Genomic DNA, 18,745 nt, shown 5'->3' with positions numbered 1-18,745 from the left:
ACAGATCCCCGGCCGCCGCGTCCGCCCGGCCGGCCGAACTGTTCCGCGCCGATGTCCGCGCCGATGTGTGCGGACTGGCCGCCCCGGTTCAGGGCGCGATCCAGGACGACAGCGGGCCGCCCGCGGTACAGCTCGTCCCAGGCGAGTCAGGCCGTACGCGTGCGCAGCTGACCCTCGTAGTCGCGCTTGCCGATCGGCACGCCGTGCGACCGCAGGATGTCGTAGGCGGTGACGGCGTGGAAATGGAAGTTCGGCAGCGAGAACGAGAGGATGAAGGTCTCCGAGGTGAAGGCCAGCCTGCGGGGGCCGATCTGGAGGTCCAGGTCCTTGCCCGCCCATCCGTCGACCTCGCCGCGGCGGAACGCCTCCAGCGCGGTCTCTGCCCTGACCATCATCGCCTGCAGCTCGGCGAAGGGGACCGGCCCGACCAGCGCGGGCGGAGTGAACGCTCCGGTCTTCAGCGCCTCCACGCCCCACACGGCGTGGTGCCATGCCGCTTCGATCTGGAAATGGAAGGGCGCCATGTCGTCGAACAGGCGCGTGTGCACGAAGGCATCGGCATCGACGCCCGTCTCCGCGAAATGATCGGCCGCACGGCCGAGAAACCCGCCGATGGCCCGCACGGTCTGCAGGAAGGTAGGCACGCTGAGGTCATAGAGCGATGTGGACATCGGGCGTAGCTTGCTCACCGGATAAAGTACGGCGACGAGGGCGCCCGCGTCAACACGGTCTTCGTCTCGCTCCTGGCCAGCTGCCACCTGCACGGCATCGCGGCGAGGGATCCGACGACGATGACTCCATGCATGCGCCTCCTTGTCTCGCTTGCCGGTCGCCATGCGTGCAGTCCCTCGGGGAGCAGCCGCGGCCGTTTCACGACTTGATAAACGCCGAACCTCGTGCAACCGGCGGGGCGGCGACCTCATCCTCCTCGAGACGTGCCGACGCGCCTGCCCGGGTGACGGCCGGCGCCCCACTCGAGCCGATCCGGACTGTGCACGCGCCTCGATCCATTCCCCGGCGTAATTCGGGGCGTCGGAAAGCGGTCCCGACGCGGGGCGGCGAACCGTTCACATCGGCGGAATTCGTAGGCATCAGGATGTGGGCTGTCGGTCCCTATGATTCCGCACGCGCTCGCGCAGGGAATGGGTGCCTGCACGGGACACGGTGCGAGCGCCGTGACTGGGCTCCGCTCGCCGGGAGGTCGGTCCTTCGGCTGAACAGCTCATTCACGGCCTCTGCGCAGATTGCGCTTGTTGCGCCCGCGCGGGCACCCGTCGATACTGCATTCGACATGAATGCATCATCTCCGGCTGCGAGAATGTCCTGCCGGGATGGTATCGACTGGAGGCTGCCGGCCTCGCATTGGCGCTCGTCGTCGTGCATGCACGCGAGGAGACGACCCGGCGCGTGAGCTGAAACGGACGTATGCATGCGTATTGCCACGAAGATCGCCATGGTGGGCCTCATGGGCCTGGTCGTCGCCGGTATGCTCTACTCGTCGAGCGACGATGCAGGTCCGGTGAGCGCCGCGAGCGACGGAGGTCCAGCCGAAGAGGGGGGCGCCAGTGGTCCGGCGGACCCGCGCGTCGCGGCCTCCGCCAGCGCGCCCGCCGGCGCCGGGCCGGTCGCGCCGGCGAGCTCGGGACGACTCGCCGACCTGGCGCAGAACCTGCTCGGGATGAAGCCCGGGCCGACCGCGCAGCAGGTGCGTATCGCCCGCGACTTCGAGGCGCTGTACACGAAGTGGGACCTGCCGTTGTTCGAGTCGATGTTCACCAGGCCGACCCCTGCCCATGTCCTGGAGGAGCGCATCGAATGGTTTCACGACCGTCTGGGCACCTGCTCGTCCGGCCAGCTGATGAGCTGGCGCGACGACCTGAACGCCCGCTACGTCTATCCGTGCGAGCGCGGCACGCTGGAGGTCGGGTTCCCGCTCGACGAGAAGTCGGGGCTGCTGACGGGCCTGGCGCTGGGGGCCCGCGGGATCGACCCCATCGACGCGGCGCGAGACGCCGCCGACGCGGCGCTGCTCCTGACCGTGGAGTGGAGCGACCAGGGGTTCTTGCAGACGTTCAGCGACGGCTTCGAGCTCGAGAAGATGAAGGCGTTCTTCGCCGACATTCGCCGCAAGTACGGCGCCTGCAAGCGCGGCGAGACGTACCTCGTCAGCGCCCGGGGCGCATTGTTCATGATCGACTGCGAGCGCGGAGTCCGCTTGATGAAGGTCGAGCTGAACGACGACGACAAGATCCGCGGGTTCAAGATCTCGTCACCTCCGGCCCCCGGCCCGCAGGCCGAAGCGGCGGGGTCCCAATGAGGCCGAGGCCCTGAGCTCGCGGAGCGCGGCCGAACCGCCGACCACGGGGCATTCGCAGGACATGTCCCCGCGAACAGGATCATTCGCGACGGGTGAGGTCGAGCGTCCGCGAGGGCGAGGTGTCGGCGCGCAGCGACTCGCGCAGGAGGTCGAGCGCGCGGCGGTTGTTGGTCTCGTCGGCGGAGGCGATGCAGTCGGCGGGGGCGAGCAGCTGGAAGTTGCGCATGTACGCGTCCATGGCGGTGAACAGCACGCACATGTCGCCGGCGATGCCGGTGAGGATCAGGCAGCGCGCGCCGAGGTGCTGCAGCAGGACCTCGAGCGAGGTGCCGAGGAAGCCGGAGTGGCGCGGCTTGAGCACGAAGTAGTCGCGCTCGTGCGGCACGAGCTTGTCGGCGATCGCGGCGCCGGGGGTGTGGGCGCGGACGTGAGCGATGAGGCCGCGGAAGTCGGAGCGCCAGCGGCCGAAGTTGTCGTTGACGTAGATGACGGGGATCTCGGCCGCGCGGGCACGACCCGCCAGCTCGGCGATCGGGTCGGCGACGGCCCGAGCGCGGCGCAGCAGCGGCTCGGCGTCGGGGAAGGTGAAGCCGTTGATCATGTCGACGATCAGCAGCGCGAGGTGACAGCCCTTCTCGGCGTCGTCGGATAGATTCGGCGCATCGGGCATCGCGGCGGCTCTCGTCGCTGTCATGGACCATCCCGGCCCACGGGCAACGCGACGCCGCGCGCCACGGCGGACCCATCCGCGCGACGCGCCTTTGCGGCGCCGCCACGCCCCGCGGTGGGTCCGCAGGCCGCAGGTGTCCGCGTCGGCGGAGCGTGTCGAGCCGGGTCGCGCCAGTTGCGCAATGGCGAGCGTCGACGCATTCGCCTTCGCCGGTGAATGCGTGGTCGCGGTGGGTGGTGCGCCGACGCAGTTCCGCGCGGCGATTGTGACCTCGTCGCCCCGGCCGTGTCCGCGCCGAACGGGCGGCTTGTCGCGCCCGCAACATAGCGCACACCCACAGGTCATGCCTCCCCGAACCAGCCCTCGCGTCGTCATCGCCGGCGGCGGCCTCGCCGGCCTGGCCTGCGCCAAGGTGCTCGCCGACGCCGGTCTCCCCGTCACCGTCCTCGAGAGCCAGGCGTACCTCGGCGGCCGCGCGGGCACGTTCCTCGACCAGGACGGCGAATGGGTCGAGCAGGGCCTGCACCTGTTCCTCGGGGCATATTCACAGTTCCGCGCGCTGCTCCGCGACATCGGCCGGCCGCCGCGCCAGGTCCTGTACTTCACCGACGACCTGCGCTTCGAGGAGCCGTCGGGCCCGGCGGCGACGTTCGGGACCAATCCGGTGTACGCGCCGCTGCGCACGCTGCTCGGCGCGCTCGGCAACAACGATTACCTCGGACCGCTGGCCAAGCTGTCGCTGCTGCCGCTGCTGGCCCCGTCGGTCCTGCCCGACGCGCTGCTGCAGCGGTTCGACCGCATGACGGTGGTCGACTGGTGGCGGCGCGCCTCGAACTCGAAGCAGGCGCTGGAGCGGGCGCTGCGGCCGTTCTGTCGCGCGATTCAGTTCACCGACGCGGAGCTGTTCTCGGCCTACAACCTGCTCGGCTGGGCCCACCAGACGCTCGTCCGCCCGCTGCGCGCACGCCTGGGCGGCTACCGCGGCGCGCGCGACGAGCTGATCTTCGCGCCGCTGGCGGCGTGGCTGAAGCAGCGCGGGGTGGAGATCCGCATGAAGGTCGAGCTCGACGAGATCGTGTACGACGAGGCCTCGCAGCGGATCACGAAGTTCCGCCTGGTCGGCGGCGAGGAGGTCGAGGCCGACGCGTACGTGGTGGCCGTGCCGGCGTGGGTGTTCGCCCCGAAGATCCCGCTCGCGCTGCGTCATCGCCCGTTCTTCGCCGACATCATCGACCTGCCGACGGCGCCGGCGATCTCGGTGCAGCTCTGGTTCGATCGCGTGATCACCCGCCGCGACGGCTACACCATGGTGGCGCGCAGCAATTGCCCGGTGTACCAGGACCAGGCGCGGTACACCTATCCGTACGCCAAGGGCAGCCGGATCTCCGTGATCGTCAGCCCCGCCGACGCGCTCCTCGACTGGAGCGACGCGGCGATCGTCGACCACGTGCTCGCCGACCTCGGCGCGGCTCACCCGGAGATCGCGGCGGCGAAGGTGGTCAAGCGCGTGGTGCTCAAGCACAAGAAGCACCTGATCCGCCCGCTGCCGGGGGCGATGACGAGGCGGCCGAAGCAGGTCACGCCGGTCGACAACCTGTTCCTCGCCGGCGACTGGACGCAGCAGGAGTTCTTCGGCTCGCAGGAGGGCGCGGTGCGCGGCGGCAACGCGTGCGGCCGGGCGATCCTGCGGCGCGTGCAGTACGGGCTGTTGAAGTGATGGTGCCGGCGCCGGCGCTCGTCGGCGTTCGTCGTGGTCACCTCGCCCGGTCTCATCGCGGCCAGTCCGCCAGGTCGGCCTCGGACTCGCGGTCGAGCGGAGAGCCGTCGCCGCGGATCGGGAAGCCCTGGCGGCCGCTCTGGAGGGCGCGGAAGGTGCCGTCGAGGACCACGCGATCGAGCCGATCCCAGGAGCGCACGACGTCGATGTCGTCGACGCTCAGGCGGCCGAGAGGACAGCTGTTGCGGCGGACCAGCGGGCCGTGACGCGGGTGCTCTTCCATGTGCTCGATCTCGGCGAAGAGCTCGACGCTCTCGAGACCGACCGCCTGCAACACCGCCAGCCATGCCGCGAGCTCGGGGCCCGACATCGCGCGAGCGGGCCAGAATCCGGCCGTGCGCCTGCGCTGTCCGGTCCGCGCCTCCGACTCCCGGAGCTTGGCGAATACAGGCCGCATCGCCTCGGCGGTCGGGGGCGCCGTGAATGCCGCCTCGTCGCCAGCCTCGACATGGACGGTCCCGGAGCGCTCCTGCCACAGAATGCTGCTCGCGTCGCTCGATCCGCACCACACCTGAATGCGCTCGCGCCCAGCACAGAGCTCGGGACCGGCGGGCCAGAGGTCGACGCCCGTGCGGCCGACGAAGGTGCACCAGGAAGGCGCGAGTCGAGGGAGCGCGGCGCGAGCGTGGAAATAGCCGGTCCAGCGCGCGTGCGCTGCGAGCAGCACCAGCGGGCCGACGAGCGCGATCCAGTGCAGGCGCGCAGGCTCGCCGCCGCGCCGCGCGAGCCGGCGCAGCACCACGGCGCAGGCGCCGACCGCGAGCGCGATGGAAGGACCGACGGCGAGGTCGACGATCAGCTCGCGCGTCACATAAGTGGCGTTGGCATGGAAGGGGATCGGGCGCTGCGCCAGATACCCCAGCCAGGCGAGCGGGGCCGTCACGACGCTCCACGTGGCGGCCTCCGCCAGCCCCCACCGCCACGACCGCCGGACGCGGCCGCAGCCGATGCCCGCCGCGAGCGGCAACAATAGGATCAGCGGAGCCGCCCCCGCGAGCTTCGCCTCGAAGCGCTCGACGATCCGCGTCGCCTCCCAGTTGGCCCCGAACTGCAGGTTCTCCGGCGGGAACCGCAGCGCGAGCAACCGATCGACGAACTCGGGGACACATGCGATAAGGAGGGCGATCGCCAGCGCCGACAGCCAGCGGGTCGGAACGAGGCCGGCTCGGCGCCAGCAGACGGCGATCCAGGCGACGACGGCCATCACCGCGGCCGCGCAGGCGGCGAGCGCCAGCGGGTCGAGCGGCTCGATCAATGCAGCACCTCGATCTCCGCCAGCCATGGTTCGATGGCGATCGCGTACACGGTCAGCGAGAGCGCGAGGACGCCGAGCACCACGAGGATGTCGGCGAGCAGGGACTCGAGGGAGGAGGTTGTCATCGGCGCGCGGACCTCGGTCGAGTATGCCGGTGTTGACGGCGGGCGTGGCTGCTAGCAGCGTGCGCCATGCCGTCGACGAGGGGACGCGAATTCGCGCTGGTCCGCGGAGCGCCGAGCGAGGCCGCGTGGGACGAGCTGACCGCGGCGCTGGAGGCCCGGCGCGCGGCCGGCGAGGAGCTCGGGCCCTGGGCTGAAGCGCTGGGCCCCGAGCTGGCCAAATGGCCCGCCGAGGTGCCGCGCCTGCTGCCGCTGCAGTGGACGTACCGGCTGGCCGCCCGGGGCAGCCTGCCGGAGGCCGCGCTGGCGAACACGCTGCTGCTCAGCGACCGCTGGGCCATGACGCACTTCGACGATTTCCGTCCGCTGACGCAGCGCGAGGGCGACGCGCACGACATCCTCGGCGACGAGTACGACGACGTCACGCCCGACGCTCGCACCGAGCAAGAGCGCGTGTTCCAGGCCGCCGAGCTGCGGGGAGTTGTCAATCTCGACATGTCGTTCTTCTCGGACGACAACCCCTATTCGCCGGGTCCGATGGTCTGGCTCGAGAGCCCGCAGCTGCTGTTCGCGGCGCCGTTCGTCGCCCATCTGCGCGAGCTGAATCTGGCGCACGCGCTCGCCAGCTGGGACGAGCCCGGCGCGCAGCTGAGCGAGCTGCTCCGCCGCGCGCCCGCGCTGCGCCGCCTCGATCTGTCGCAGAACGACCTCGGCGAGGCGGCGCTGATCGCCCTGGGCGCCTGTCCGGAGGCGCGACAGCTGCAGCGCCTCGTCCTCACCGGCAACAATTCCGGCCCCGCGTCGCGCCGGGCGTTCGCCGCCGCCGGCCTCCGCGGCGTGGTCGAGGATCTCGACGATGATGGCGATGATTGACGGGTACGAACCACACCCGGCGGAATATCGCGGCGCGTGACCGTGTTCGTCCCGGCGATGCGCGCTCGCCTGGCTCTGGTCTGCGTCCGGCTCATTTCAGCAGGAAGGCGACGAGCGTCCAGTCCTGGTCGGCCGGCGAAGAGCCGGTCAGGAGCACCGGGCCGCTGTCGAGGCGGACGGCCGCGCCTCCCACGATCGGCGAGGGGAGCTCGGGGCCGGGGGTGAGCGTGTTGGTCGTCGGCTCGTAGAATTGCGTGAGCGTGAACGGGTCCTCCCAGGAGCCGGGCGCGCCGACGATCCACACCCGGCCGTCGGCGAGCAGGACGCCGTGCGGTGTCTTGTCGAAGCGGACGTCCGGGTCCGCCAGCGTCTGCAGCGGGATCATCGTCTCCGTCTCGACGTCGAAGCGGACCAGCCACGGGCCGGGTTCGAAGAGGTGGCCGTCGTGGCCGAGCAGCAGGATGTCCCCGTCGGGCAGGGGCAGGGCCTCGCGGTCGAAGCGGCTCTCGTCGGCGGCGTCGTCGGTGATCTGGCGGCTCGTGCCGGCGTCGAGGTCGGCGATCTCGGGTCCCTTGGGGAAGGCGGTCGCGTCCGAGCCGTTGGAAATGATGCCGCCGAACAGGAGGACCTCGCCGCTCGGGAGCCGGGCGGCCGCGAACAGCGGGGCGATGTAGTGGCTGAAGTAGCCGAACTCCGTCTCGACCGGGAGCGGCGTCGTGACGCCCGTGGCCGGGTCGAAGCGCTCGGCGAGCAGGCTGTCGTCGCCGAGCGCGACGATCGTCCCGCCGGGCTCGACGATCGTCTTCCCTGCGATCCGTCCGGCCGTCAGCGACCCGACGACCTCGACCGTCGCGCCGTCGGCGGCGATGTGCTCGATCTCGAAGACGTCGACGTCCGTGTAGTCGGTCGAGCTGCTCCCGCCGAGCACGAGCACGCCGCCGTCCGGCGCGGGGGCGCTGTTGTGATAGGAGCGCGGGTGGAGCAGCGCGGGCCCGGGCGAAAAGCCGCCGTCGACCGTGAACACCTCCGTCGCCGGGACCTGCTCGAAGCTCTTGTTCTCTCCCTGACCGAGGACGATGTTGCCGCCGATCAACAGCGCGCGCCCGCCGGGCAGCGTCGCCAGCGTGAAGCCGCTGCGCGGCGAGGGGGCGGCGAGCGCGACGACCTCGTCCATGTAGACGTAGGGCTCGTCGATCCCCGCGGTCGTGGTCGCCTCCGTGGGCGCGCCGGTCGTCGCGCCGGTCGTCGTCTCGGTGGTCCCCTCGGCGTCGTCGGTCGTCGCAGCGTCGCCGGTCGCCTGCTCGGTGTCGGCCGCCTTCGGCCCGCAGGCCAGAGACAGCAGCAAGACGGCGGAGCCCAGGCGAGTGTGCGCGAAGCAGACGTTCGAAGCCATCCGGAGAGCCTAGCACGGCACACCGCGTGGAAGTCGAGCGGCTTGTCGATGGTGAACTGACCGCGCATGCCCGGCGTCGCCGGTGCAGCGGTCGTCGCGGGCGTCGAAGCTGAACAGGGGGTCGTCGCCAAACACGTAGAGGGAGTAATAGGCGTCGAGCTCGGGGGCGAATTCGTCGGGAGCGGCGACGAGGCGAGTCCTGGCGATGACCGGGCAGGCCCGCTCGGTCACCGGCTCGTCGGGCTCACCCGACTCGCCGGACGGCTCGGCCGGTTCGGGGCCGCAGGCGACCACGGCGCACAGACCGGCGACGAGGGCGGCTCGTCGGCGACGCCGTGGCGGTGCTGCGGCACATGGTCGAGCGGACATGTCCTGAAGGACCTATAACGAGGCGAGCGGGGGCCTCGGCGTACCGGGACCGTCGTGCGAGCGCCCGGCCCGAGGAGAATGCCGAGGGCAGGCGAGGACGAGCGCGCTCGAGGAGCGTAAGCCGCGCTCGCGCGCGAGGCGAGGCGGACGTGTCATGAGTCGCGAGCCCTGCGAGGGCAAGAACCGCATTCTGCTGCCGAGCGCTCACCATGGGACGGACCGGGCGGCTCGATGGACGACGTATTCGACCAGGCCCGCCGCGCGCGCTCGAGGTCGTCCTCGAGGTCGCGGGTGGTCTGGTCGCGGCCATTGGCCCTCTTCGCGGGCGGCGGATTTTGCAGGCGCGGTACCGCCATCGGCGGCGAAGCGGCCCATGATATCCTGCCGTCCATGTGGCGCGCGGTACGAGGCGACCGGATCGTGTACGACGAGTTCTGGCCGGGGCTCTGGTTGGTCGCGTTGGTCTGCTGGCCGATCGTCGGCGTCGCCTGTATCGATCCGTATCGGATCGATCTGTTGCAGTTCGTCGTGTCGGTCGCCGGCGCCGTCGCCGGCGTCGCGCTGCGCCGTCGCTGCGAGCTCGACCGGGCGAGCAGGAGCGTGCGCGTCGCGTGGGTGCTGGCGGCGACGCCGGGCCTGCCGGCGATCACGCTGCGTGGGATCGTCGACCGCTCGGCCTCCGTCGTCGCCGAGGTGATCGTCGACCTGCCGATCGTCAGCAGGTATGGCACGCGCTACCCGATCGAGCTTCTCTACAGCCAGCCGCTGCGCCGCCCCGGAGGCGACGTCGACCGGACGCGGGTCGCTGCCTTCGGCAGCTTCGCCAAGGCGCTCGAGCTCGCCCGGAGTCTCGCCGCGGATCTCGGCGTGACGGCGCGCGACGTGCGGTCGGAGACCGATGCGCCGGCGATCACGCTCGGCATGTGACCCGTCACCCCCGACTCGCGGGTGAAAGCGGCGCGACTCAACGCGGGCTCGGGACCGCGGCCGTCGGATCGAGATCCGGCGCCGGCATGTCGGCCAGAGCTCGCGCCATCCGGTGCGCGTCGTTCCAGGCCGTGGAAGCGGCCAGGACCGGCGCGAAGCGGCTGTTCACGAGCGCGGCGTCGCCATCGACGGCCACGACCTCGCCGGCGCGGTCGAGCTCGACGAACGCGGCGGCGTCGGCGGTCTCGGCGGCGAAGGTGCGCGAGCCGTCGAGGCGCGAGGTGTGCCGAATGCTGCCGAGCCCGGGGAATTGAGCGACGATCTCGAGCTCGAGGCGCTCGCGCTCGCGGGTGATCGTGACACTGATGATCGCGTCGCGCTCGGCGAGCTCGATCACCACCTGGCCCTCGATGCAGATGCAGCGGAGGTCGCTCGCGCCGCCGGTCGCCGAAAAGCCGGACCCGTCGAAGCTGATGCTGTACCCGAGGTCCTGGAGGAGTTCGGCGAGGGGCGTGAGCGTGGTGCCGCAGAACCCGGTCGGCACGGGGCCAGCGAGCGGTGCGGTGGCCGTGGCGGCGTCGGGGGCCATGACGAGCAGGCAGGCCGCAGCCGATGCGAGGCGCGCTGCGGAGGAACAGGAGGTGCGGAGCGAAGGACGGGACATGACGGCAGCGTGCGGGAGGGTGCCGGGGCGGCAACGTCGGGCAAGCGGCGGCGCCGTCGCCGGCCGCTCATTCGGGGTGCGGCGCAGCGGAGTCGGCGCGGCCGGCGAGCAGCCAGCGGCATCGGGCACCGAGGCGAGGTGGACGCCGCCGCGCCGGCGAGGCACCCGAACCCGGGCGGAGCTCCACGACGACACACGCGTGGTGCCCCATTTCACAGCGAGCGTCATGACGACGGCCCGCGATGTCCGTGATGTCCGACGCTCGCAGCGATCGCAGAGGCGACGATCACACGCAGGACGCGCTCTGGCTGAAGATGGGACCGCAGGTGCCATCCTCCGCGAAGGCGGCGCAGGCGTCCACCTTGGCCGCCTTGTAGCAGTCGATGAGCTCGCCGACGGTGATCGGGCAGTCCGCCGAGACCTCGTTGGCGATGCACGCGTCGGTCGTGTTGACCGTCAGGAACGTGCCGTCGCTGTCGCACGTGTACTGCGTGCCGGGCTCGTCGTCGATCGCGGCCGCGAGCGTCTCGCAGTAGGTGACCTGCTGCTCCTCCGAGAGGTCGGCGAGGGGGCATTCGGTGATGGTCTTGTCGCAGCCTTCGCCGCCGCCGCCGTTGCTGTCAGCGTCACCGTCGCTTTCGGTGCCGGAGTTGGTGTCGCCGCCGTCTTCGCCGCAGGCCGGCAGGGAGCTGAGGAAGGAGAGGGCGAGCAACGAGAGCAAAGTGATACGCATGAGGGTGGCCTTCGTGGGGATTGGTTCGCGGACCAGACGGAGCCCTCCCTCCGTGGTCGCGGCGAAAAAATCAGGCGCGAGCATTGGCTCGCGCGCGGTCCGAATCAGGCCGGTTCGACGGGGAGCGGCTCTTCGCCGGCGTCCAGCCGGGTGGCGATGAGGCGCAGGATGCTGTCGACCGTGCGCGTGCTCACCCCAATGGCACGACCGAGTTCGGCGCGCGTGCCTGCGACCAGTCGCTGGCGGGCCGACGCGCAGCGGCGCGCCGCCGTCGAGCGATGGATCCGGTAGATGACCGCGAGCTCGTCGATGCCGACGCGATCGAGCAGGTGGTAGCGGAGGAGCAGTCGCTCGGCCATCGGCAGCCGCGCCCACGCGGCCTCCAGCGCCTCGGTGAAGCGCGTGGTGTAGAGCTCCTTCTGATAGTCGACGTCCGGATCGCTCAGCGGTGTGATGAGCCGGCGGGCCAGCTCGCCGAGGTCGGGGGGTTGCCGCGCGCGCTTGCGATCGAGCGCGAGCCTGACCGCGACGGTCCGCACGAAGCCTCCCAGCGCGCCGCGCCCCGAGTAGCGGGCGAGCTTCGGCTCACCGCCGGGCGGGCCGACGAACAGGGCGACGCGCAGGGTCTGGACCACCTCGTCGAGCTCGGCCCCCGCGAGGTCGACCGCGCGCAGGTTCGGCAGCACGTCGCGGACGTAGCGGACCTCGGCGTGGCGGATGGCGTCGCGGTCGCCGAGCAAGCAGGCCCACGCGAGGAGGAGCTCGGCGCGGCGGTCCGCGGCCGCCGGGTCGGACCAGAGCTCGGGGTCCACGCCGGCCAGGCGGCGCGCGACGTCCTCTCGCTGCCACGTCACGGCCGGCCACGCGACGCGCGCCTGCTCGAGAACCGAGTCGACCAGGTCGTTCACGGGTGTGGCGATGCTAGATCTCCGACTTCACACGGGTCAACAGCGCGGCATCGGCGGCGGTTGACTCCCCGCGTCGACCTCGACGACATTGCGCGCGTTGGACGGCTGTCCGGAAGAAGAGACAATCTCGGCGTATCTCGAGGGCGATCTTGGCGCGGCCGAGCGCGCCGCCGTCGACGCTCACCTCGAGGCGTGTACGGATTGTCGGGTGCTGCTCGCCGGGCTGGCGCGCAGTCAGGTGGGCGTCCGGGTCGAGGACGACCGCAGCGCAGACCCCATGACCGGCGTGGTGATCGGTCGTTACACCCTCGCCGATCTCCTCGGCTCGGGCGGGATGGGGCTCGTCTATCGCGCCCACGACCCGGTCCTCGACCGCGAGGTCGCGGTCAAGCTCATCCACGCGCTCGATGTCCGCCCGGCCGATCGCGAGCGGCTGCTGCGCGAGGCGCGAGCGATGGCCCGGCTGTCGCACCCCAACGTCCTCACCGTGTTCGACGCCGGCGAGTCGGGCGACGAGCTGTTCGTGGCGATGGCGCTCGTCCGCGGCAGCACCCTGCGGCAGCACTGCGCGCGCAAGCGGCCCGACTGGCGCGAGGTCGCGACGCTGTGTCTGGGAGCGGCTCGCGGCCTCGCGGCCTCGCACCGGGCCGGCGTGCTCCACCGCGACGTCAAGCCGGACAACATCCTGGTCGGCGAGGACGGCAGCGTGCAGGTGACCGACTTCGGGCTGGCCCGGGCGACGACGGATCCGAGCGCGCCGCTCTGGCCGACCAGCCCCGAGAGCGGGAGGGCCGGTACGCCGGGCTACATGGCGCCCGAGCTGCGTGCGGGCGGCGAGCCGACGGCGGCGAGCGATCAATACGCGTTCTGCCTGACCCTGAAGGAGTGCCTCGGGCGGGTGCCACGCCGGCTCGAGAAGATCGTCCGCCGCGGCCTCGCCGTGCAGCCGGCCGACCGCTACCCGTCGATGGACGCGCTCGTGGTGGCGCTGGCGCGCGCGACCGAGCGCCGCTGGCCGCGCGTCGCCGGGCTCCTCGCGTTCGCGGCGGTCGTCGTGCTGGTGCTGGCGTGGGCGATCCCCGGAGCACCGCAGCCGCCGGTCGTCGCCGCGAGCGATCCATGCGACGAGCCGCGGGTGCGCATGGACGGGCTGTGGAACCCGGCGCAGAAGCAACGACTGCGCGAGGCCGTGATCCGCAGCGGCCTCGCGCGGGGCGAGCTCCTGAGCGAGCGACTGGAGGCCCGCCTCGACGAGCACGCGCGCCGCTGGGTCGAGATGCGCACGGAGCTCTGTCGCGACGGGAGCGAGGACCGGGCGATCGCGGCGCGCCGGATCGCGTGCCTCGAGGAGGGGTTCGGCGAGTTCGCGGAGTACTTCACCAGGACGGGGGATGTGGAGCGCTCCGTCCTGCAGCAGCTCGAGTGGCTGTCGTACGGCCTCAAGTCGCCGGAGCGGTGCGCGGCCGATGTCCCGATCACGCTGTTGCCGAGCCCCGATCCGGCGGTGCGCGAGGAGGTCGCGCGCGCGCGCAAGGAGCTCCGCGCGGCCCTCGCCATGGCCGAAGACGAGGCTCGATTCGACGCCGCGCTGGCGTCGGTGCGGGCGGTGCAGGCGACGGCGCGGCGGGTGGGCTACCTGCCGCTCGAGGCCGCGGCGCTGAACGACGAGGCCGACCTGCTCTTGCAGTCAGGTGATCTCGCGGGGACGCGGGCGCGGCTCGAGGCCGCGGCGGAGCTCGCCGAGGCGTCCGGCGACGACATCCGCCGGGCGCAGGTGCTCGGGAACCTGGTCATGGTGGTCGGCGTCGGGTTCGAGGAGCCCGACGCGGCGCTGGTGTACGCGGCGCGAGCGCGGCCGATCGTCGAGCGGCTGCAGATGCCGGTCCTCGCGGCCTCGCTGTTGCGGGTCGAGGCGCAGGCGCTGCTCTACAAGCAAGACGCCGCCGGGGCGCGCGACCGGCTCGAGCGCGCCCTCGCGGTGTGGGACCGGACGCTGGTCGGTGATCACGACGCGATCGTGGGGACCTTGAGCTTGCTCGGCGCTTGCGCGCAGAAGCTGGGCGCGTGGGAGGCCGGCGAGGACTACCAGCGGCGCGCCCACGAGATGGCGGTCCGGCTGCACGGGGAGCACCACGTGCTGACCGCGTCCTATTTGCGAGATTGGGCCAGCGGGGTCCTCGACCAGGCCAGGGCGGCAGACGCACCCGGCGAGCGCGAGCGCCTCGGACGCCTCGCGCTCGACAAGGCCGACCGGGCCGCCGCCGACCTCGAGGCGTCCCTCGGGGCCGAGCACCTGGAGAGCGGCGAGGCGCAGCTCGTCCGTTGCCGGGTGTTGTCGACGCTGTCGGAGTTCGAGCGCGCCGCCTCGGCGTGCGAGCAGGCGCTCGCGGTGTATCGCCGGGTCCACGGCGCGGACAGCCCGCTGCTGGTGGAGCCGCTGTCCCTGCTCGGCGCGGTGCACCACGCCCGCGGTGAGCTCGAGCCGGCCCACGCCGCGCTCGCGGAGGCGCTCACGCGCAGCGCCTCCGGCGACCCGACCACGCGGGCCGAGGTGCAGTTCTCGCTGGCCAAGGTCGTCGCGGACCTGGGGCAGTCGCGCCGCGCGCTCGAGCTGGCCCGCGCGGCGCGGCCGGCCCTCGCGGCCGATGCCAGGACCAGCAATTCGCTGGCCGAGCTCGACGCGTGGTTGGCCGCGCCCCGACGTCCGGGCAAACGAGCGCACCGTCCGACGCAGTGAGGCGCCCGGCGGGGTCGTCGGTGCAGGCGTGGGCGGACGCGATGATTGACATGATGACCCTCGAGACATGTTGCATCGCGCATGCACACCAGCGCGGCGATCGATCCCCGACGGGCGCGGCCGACGTCCTGTCGGTATTCGCCGGCGGCTCCGCGCGAGCGCGCCCGCGCGAGCGCGTGCGAACGCCCGCCGGGCGGCGAGGTGGCGCGTCCCCGAGGGCGCTCACGTGGGTCGCCCGCGGCCGCTGCGGGGCCTGAAACGCCGGCACGGAGCATTGCGCGGTTCTGTCGGCGCCGGCGGTCTCGCGGCTTGCGGTACCCTGGCGTGTCTCGACAATCGCCTCAGGAGATTCGACGATGGTCCGGTTCGATCGGTGCGCTGCTCCCGTGCTGCTCCTCCTCGCCGCCGCTGTGGTCGGCGCCTCGCCGGCGTCGGCGGGGCCCAAGCTCGGCGCCAAGGTGCCGAAGGACGCCGGCGCGGTGGAGCCGGGCGTGACGCCGACGACGCCCCCGCCGGCGCCGGGGAGCAAGGGCCCGCGGCCCGGGGTCAAGGCGCCGAAGGACGCCGGCGCGTCGAACCCGGGCGCGACCCCGACGTCGCCGGGTCCGGCGGGCCAGGGCGTCAAGCCCGGCGCCGACATCCCGAAGGACGGCGGCATGCTGGAGCACCTCGTGACGCCGATAACGCCGCCGGCGGCGTCCGCAGGCCCGGGCATCAAGCCCGGGGTCAACATCCCGAAGGACGGCGGGGTGATGCACCCGGGGGTGAGGCCGACGACGCCCTCGCCGACGCCCGAGGTGAAGGGCTGGCCGCACTCGATCCTCTCGGGGAGCTCGACCAACTGCGCGCGCAATCCTCTGCCGCACGAGGTGCTCGTCTACCGCGACAAGAACTTCGCCGGCAGCTGCGCGGTGCTGGTGCCGGGCTTCTACCCCTACGCGGGCAACTTCCTGGTCGGCAACGACGCGATCAGTTCGGTGAAGGTGGGCAGCGAGGTCCGGGCCCGCGTGTTCAAGGACCCGGTGTTCGCCGGCGACTGGAACGCCTACGCGCCCGGGACGGCGGCCGCGGAGCTCGGCGGCTTCAACGACAGGATCTCGTCGATCCGCGTCGAGCCGGCCAAACGCTCGCAGCTGTGCGACGACCTCCGCGAGGGAGAGATCGCGCTGTTCGAGAACCCGCGCGGCCAGGGCGACTGTGTGGTGCTGCCGAGCGACGAGTCGTACGCGAACGCGGAGAGCATGGGCATCGAGAACGACAGCATCTCGTCGATGCGCAACAACAGCGCGCGCCGGCTGACCGCCTACTGGCACCCGTCGTTCTCGCAGGGGGGCATCGAGCTGCCGCCGCACACGCTCGTCGATTCGCTCCCGGGCGACGGCTTCCTGACCGAGGGCCTCAACGACAACATCTCGAGCATCAAGATGGCGAACTAGCCGCCGTCGCGCCGAACGCACGGGCGAGGAGGCCCGCGTCTTCGAGGAATTCGCCGGCCATCACGGCAACCTGGTCTGATAGCATCCGGGGCGATGAGCCTCGCCACCGCCCCGACCCAGCCCGGCGCGCGCTTCGACGACGCGGAGCTCGCGGAGCTCGCCACGGTCCTCGGGCGCGAGTACGCGATCGAGCGCGAGCTCGGGCGCGGCGGCATGGGCGTCGTGCTGCTCGCGCGCGACCTCCGGCTCGAGCGGCCGGTCGCGGTCAAGGTGCTGCCGCGCGAGCGGGCCGCCGACGCGGCGCACCGCCAGCGGTTCCTCCGCGAGGCGAAGACGGCGGCGAAGCTGTCGCACCCGAACATCGTGCCGGTCCTCCACGCCGACGAGGCCGGCGCGTTCGCGTACTTCACGATGCCGTACGTCGACGGTGAGACGCTCACCGAGCGCGTGCAGAGCCGCGGCCGACCGACGGCGCGCGAGGTGGTGCGGCTGCTCCGCGAGGTCGCGTGGGCGCTGGCCTACGCGCACGCGCGGGGCGTGGTGCACCGCGACATCAAGCCGGAGAACATCCTCGTCGAGCGCGCGACCGGCCGCGTGCTCGTCACCGACTTCGGGATCGCGTTCGAGGCCCAGGCGTCGCGGCTGACCGGCGACGACCACATGGTCGGCACCGCGACGTACATGAGCCCCGAGCAGATCCTCGGGCGCGAGCTCGACGGGCGCAGCGACCTCTACTCGCTCGGCGTCGTCGGCTATTGGCTGCTCGCGGGTCAGCACCCGTTCGAGGGTGCGGCGACGCCGACGGTGCTCGTCAAGCACGCGACCGAGCCGGCCCCGCCGCTGCGTACGCTCGCCCCCGAGGTCCCCGCGAGCCTCGCCGCGGCGATCGATCGCTGCCTCACCAAGGAGCCCGACGCGCGCTGGTCGTCCGGCGAGGCGCTCGCCGAGGCGCTCGCCGCCGTCGAGGGCGAGCTCGCCGGCGTCCCCGCGCACACCGGCGGCGACCTCCTGCTCGACGAACGCCAGGTCTCCGCGGTGCTCCAGCGCGCCGCCCAGCTCCAGGCCGACGCCGCCCGCCGCGTCGAGGAGCGCTCGCGGGCCGAGACCTCGCCGACCCCGACGACCGCGAGCGCGCTGCGCGTGTCGGAGGTCCAGGCCGCGGCGGCCGAGGCGGGCATCGCCCCCGAGTTCGTGGCGATGGCCGCCGCCGAGCTGCCCGCCGGCGGCGCGCTCGCGGTCCCGAAGGTCTCGGCGGCCGCGGAGGGCCGCTGGGCGGTGCGCCTGTTCGGCAAGGACGTGCGCCAGCTGGTCGCCTCGCGGGTGTTCCGGGCCCCGGCGAAGGCCGTGCTCGACGCGCTCGCGCACGTGTGGCAGGCGAGCCCGTACAACCTGCGCCTGCTCGACGCCGTCGGCCCGCACCCGCTCGACGGCGGCGCGGTGACGTTCCGCGTGCCGAAGTTCACCTTCAACGCCGACGGGTCCGCCGTCGGCGGCTTCCCTTATTACATGTACGTGCTGGGGATCCGTCAGGTCCGCTTGACGATGCAGCGCCGCGGCCGCGACGCGATCGAGTGCACGGTGACCGCCGAGCTGCACGAGACGATCGCGTTCGGCCGCAAGCTGTTCTATGGGTGGGTGGGCAGCATGACCACGATCGCCGGCGTGGCCGCCGGCGTGGCCATGTTCTTGACGCTGCTCCCGATCTTCGCCGCGCTCGGCACCCTCGGCGTGGCCGTCACGACGTACACCGGCCTCTACAAGCTCAACCATGTCGCCTACGCCTATTATTTCAGGCAGGCGCAGGAGTCGCTCGAGACGCTGCTGGCCGACGTCGACGCCAACCTGCGCACGCAGGCGTTGTTCGGCAGCATGCCCGCCCCGCAGGCGGCGCTGTCGCGCGGAGAGGACTGATCGGGCATGTCCTCCAGGACATGTCTGATGTGAGCCGGTCGGCTCACTTGTGCATCTGTGGTGAATGGATCGGTCGAGCGTGTGCCCATTTGTGAGGAGTGAGGATTCGTGCCAGGGCGAGGGCGGCGCCGGGGAAAAATATCGGGCTGTTCCATGCGAATGCGTCGAGTCGATGAGGCGGCCGACGTCCAATCGCCGGCGAGCCCGCTGTCGCTGCGAGGTCCACGTCAGCCGCGCGACGGAGGCGCCGGGTGGGGCGTCGGCATCTCGGGACAGACGAGCGGAGCATGAACAGCGGCGCCTCGGACTCGTGCGGGTCGCCACCGTCCCGTTCGACTCGTGAGCGGACGGGGCGCTCCGCTGCCGGTGCAGCCTCGTCGCTGCGGGGGCGGTCGACCGCGACGATACGACGACGCCGTGCGCGCGCAGCGAGCCGATCACGCGGGCGAGCTCGACCGGCCCGGCTGCCGGCGGGGAGCGTCGAATCGAACGCCGTTCGCAGAGCGGTGCGGCTGAGAGCGCATTCGCGCGCAGATCCGCCGGCGAGCGGCGACGGCTGCGGCCGCCGGGGCCCTGCGGCGATCGGGCCTCGCGGCGACGTCCGCACCGGCGATCGCGGGTGCTCCCGGGGGCGTCGTCTGTGCAGTGCACAC

The 18,745-nt window shown here is 72.1% G+C and carries 16 protein-coding genes; 7 read left to right on the top strand and 9 right to left on the bottom strand.

From position 1 onward, the window contains the following. Window positions 1-146 precede the first annotated feature (146 nt). Window positions 147-836: a DUF1993 domain-containing protein gene (locus K7C98_RS15485; protein ID WP_224192435.1), complete on the bottom strand. Its 690-nt coding sequence runs from the start codon at window positions 834-836 to the stop codon at window positions 147-149. A 593-nt stretch (window positions 837-1,429) separates the two neighbouring features. Between K7C98_RS15485 and K7C98_RS15480 the strand changes: the two genes are divergently transcribed. Continuing rightward, entirely contained in the window at window positions 1,430-2,317 is an 888-nt protein-coding gene (locus K7C98_RS15480; protein ID WP_224192434.1) for a hypothetical protein, read from the top strand. A 79-nt stretch (window positions 2,318-2,396) separates the two neighbouring features. Here K7C98_RS15480 and K7C98_RS15475 read toward each other — a convergent pair whose 3' ends face one another. Continuing rightward, the gene (locus K7C98_RS15475; RefSeq protein WP_224192433.1) at window positions 2,397-2,987 is read right to left on the bottom strand and encodes a cysteine hydrolase family protein; all 591 of its coding nucleotides are present in this window, start codon (window positions 2,985-2,987) and stop codon (window positions 2,397-2,399) included. Window positions 2,988-3,330: 343 nt separating this feature from the next. On the opposite strand from K7C98_RS15475, the gene K7C98_RS15470 reads away from it, so the two are divergent. Next, complete coding sequence (locus K7C98_RS15470) at window positions 3,331-4,704, top strand: hydroxysqualene dehydroxylase (protein WP_224192432.1); 1,374 nt, start codon at window positions 3,331-3,333, stop codon at window positions 4,702-4,704. A gap of 52 nt (window positions 4,705-4,756) precedes the next feature. Here the strand turns inward: K7C98_RS15470 and K7C98_RS15465 are convergent, their stop codons facing one another. After that, window positions 4,757-6,019 (bottom strand): hypothetical protein, encoded by a 1,263-nt coding sequence (locus tag K7C98_RS15465; protein WP_224192431.1) that lies wholly within the window; start codon window positions 6,017-6,019, stop codon window positions 4,757-4,759. Further along, window positions 6,016-6,144, bottom strand: coding sequence for a hypothetical protein (locus K7C98_RS43620; protein ID WP_263429525.1), 129 nt, complete (start codon window positions 6,142-6,144; stop codon window positions 6,016-6,018). The genes K7C98_RS15465 and K7C98_RS43620 overlap by 4 nt, the downstream gene beginning before the upstream one ends. A 66-nt stretch (window positions 6,145-6,210) precedes the next feature. Between K7C98_RS43620 and K7C98_RS15460 the strand changes: the two genes are divergently transcribed. Continuing rightward, window positions 6,211-7,014, top strand: a complete 804-nt coding sequence (locus K7C98_RS15460) for a hypothetical protein (RefSeq protein WP_224192430.1) — start codon at window positions 6,211-6,213, stop codon at window positions 7,012-7,014. 91 nt (window positions 7,015-7,105) lie between these two features. Here the strand turns inward: K7C98_RS15460 and K7C98_RS15455 are convergent, their stop codons facing one another. Together K7C98_RS15455 and K7C98_RS15450 are read right to left on the bottom strand one after the other, a co-directional pair. Next, on the bottom strand, window positions 7,106-8,407 hold the full coding sequence (locus tag K7C98_RS15455; RefSeq protein ID WP_224192429.1) for a hypothetical protein: 1,302 nt from the start codon (window positions 8,405-8,407) through the stop codon (window positions 7,106-7,108). Window positions 8,408-8,416: 9 nt separating this feature from the next. After that, entirely contained in the window at window positions 8,417-8,776 is a 360-nt protein-coding gene (locus K7C98_RS15450; protein ID WP_224192428.1) for a hypothetical protein, read from the bottom strand. A 309-nt stretch (window positions 8,777-9,085) separates the two neighbouring features. Here K7C98_RS15450 and K7C98_RS15445 point away from each other — a divergent pair, with 309 nt between their 5' ends. Further along, entirely contained in the window at window positions 9,086-9,703 is a 618-nt protein-coding gene (locus K7C98_RS15445; RefSeq protein WP_224192427.1) for a hypothetical protein, read from the top strand. A 37-nt stretch (window positions 9,704-9,740) separates the two neighbouring features. Here K7C98_RS15445 and K7C98_RS15440 read toward each other — a convergent pair whose 3' ends face one another. The 3 genes from K7C98_RS15440 to K7C98_RS15430 all read right to left on the bottom strand — a co-directional run bounded on the left by K7C98_RS15440 (window position 9,741) and on the right by K7C98_RS15430 (window position 12,008). Next, window positions 9,741-10,292, bottom strand: a complete 552-nt coding sequence (locus tag K7C98_RS15440; protein ID WP_224192426.1) for a hypothetical protein — start codon at window positions 10,290-10,292, stop codon at window positions 9,741-9,743. A gap of 361 nt (window positions 10,293-10,653) precedes the next feature. Continuing rightward, complete coding sequence (locus tag K7C98_RS15435) at window positions 10,654-11,100, bottom strand: hypothetical protein (RefSeq protein ID WP_224192425.1); 447 nt, start codon at window positions 11,098-11,100, stop codon at window positions 10,654-10,656. 104 nt (window positions 11,101-11,204) lie between these two features. Beyond that, window positions 11,205-12,008 (bottom strand): hypothetical protein, encoded by an 804-nt coding sequence (locus K7C98_RS15430; protein ID WP_224192424.1) that lies wholly within the window; start codon window positions 12,006-12,008, stop codon window positions 11,205-11,207. Window positions 12,009-12,105: 97 nt separating this feature from the next. Here K7C98_RS15430 and K7C98_RS15425 point away from each other — a divergent pair, with 97 nt between their 5' ends. From K7C98_RS15425 to K7C98_RS15415, 3 genes are all read left to right on the top strand, one after another. Then, window positions 12,106-14,745, top strand: coding sequence for a protein kinase domain-containing protein (locus tag K7C98_RS15425; RefSeq protein ID WP_224192423.1), 2,640 nt, complete (start codon window positions 12,106-12,108; stop codon window positions 14,743-14,745). A 386-nt stretch (window positions 14,746-15,131) separates the two neighbouring features. Continuing rightward, window positions 15,132-16,181 carry a hypothetical protein gene (locus K7C98_RS15420; RefSeq protein WP_224192422.1) on the top strand — a complete coding sequence of 350 codons (1,050 nt, stop codon included), beginning with the start codon at window positions 15,132-15,134 and terminating at the stop codon, window positions 16,179-16,181. 93 nt (window positions 16,182-16,274) lie between these two features. Next, window positions 16,275-18,092 (top strand): serine/threonine-protein kinase, encoded by a 1,818-nt coding sequence (locus K7C98_RS15415; RefSeq protein WP_224192421.1) that lies wholly within the window; start codon window positions 16,275-16,277, stop codon window positions 18,090-18,092. Window positions 18,093-18,745: the final 653 nt, after the last annotated feature.

The sequence above is a fragment of the Nannocystis pusilla genome, from assembly GCF_020073745.1.
GTDB lineage: Bacteria > Myxococcota_A > Polyangia > Nannocystales > Nannocystaceae > Nannocystis > Nannocystis radixulma.
Note: the sequence above shows the minus strand (reverse complement) of the source record. Positions and strands in the feature narration are given on the sequence as shown.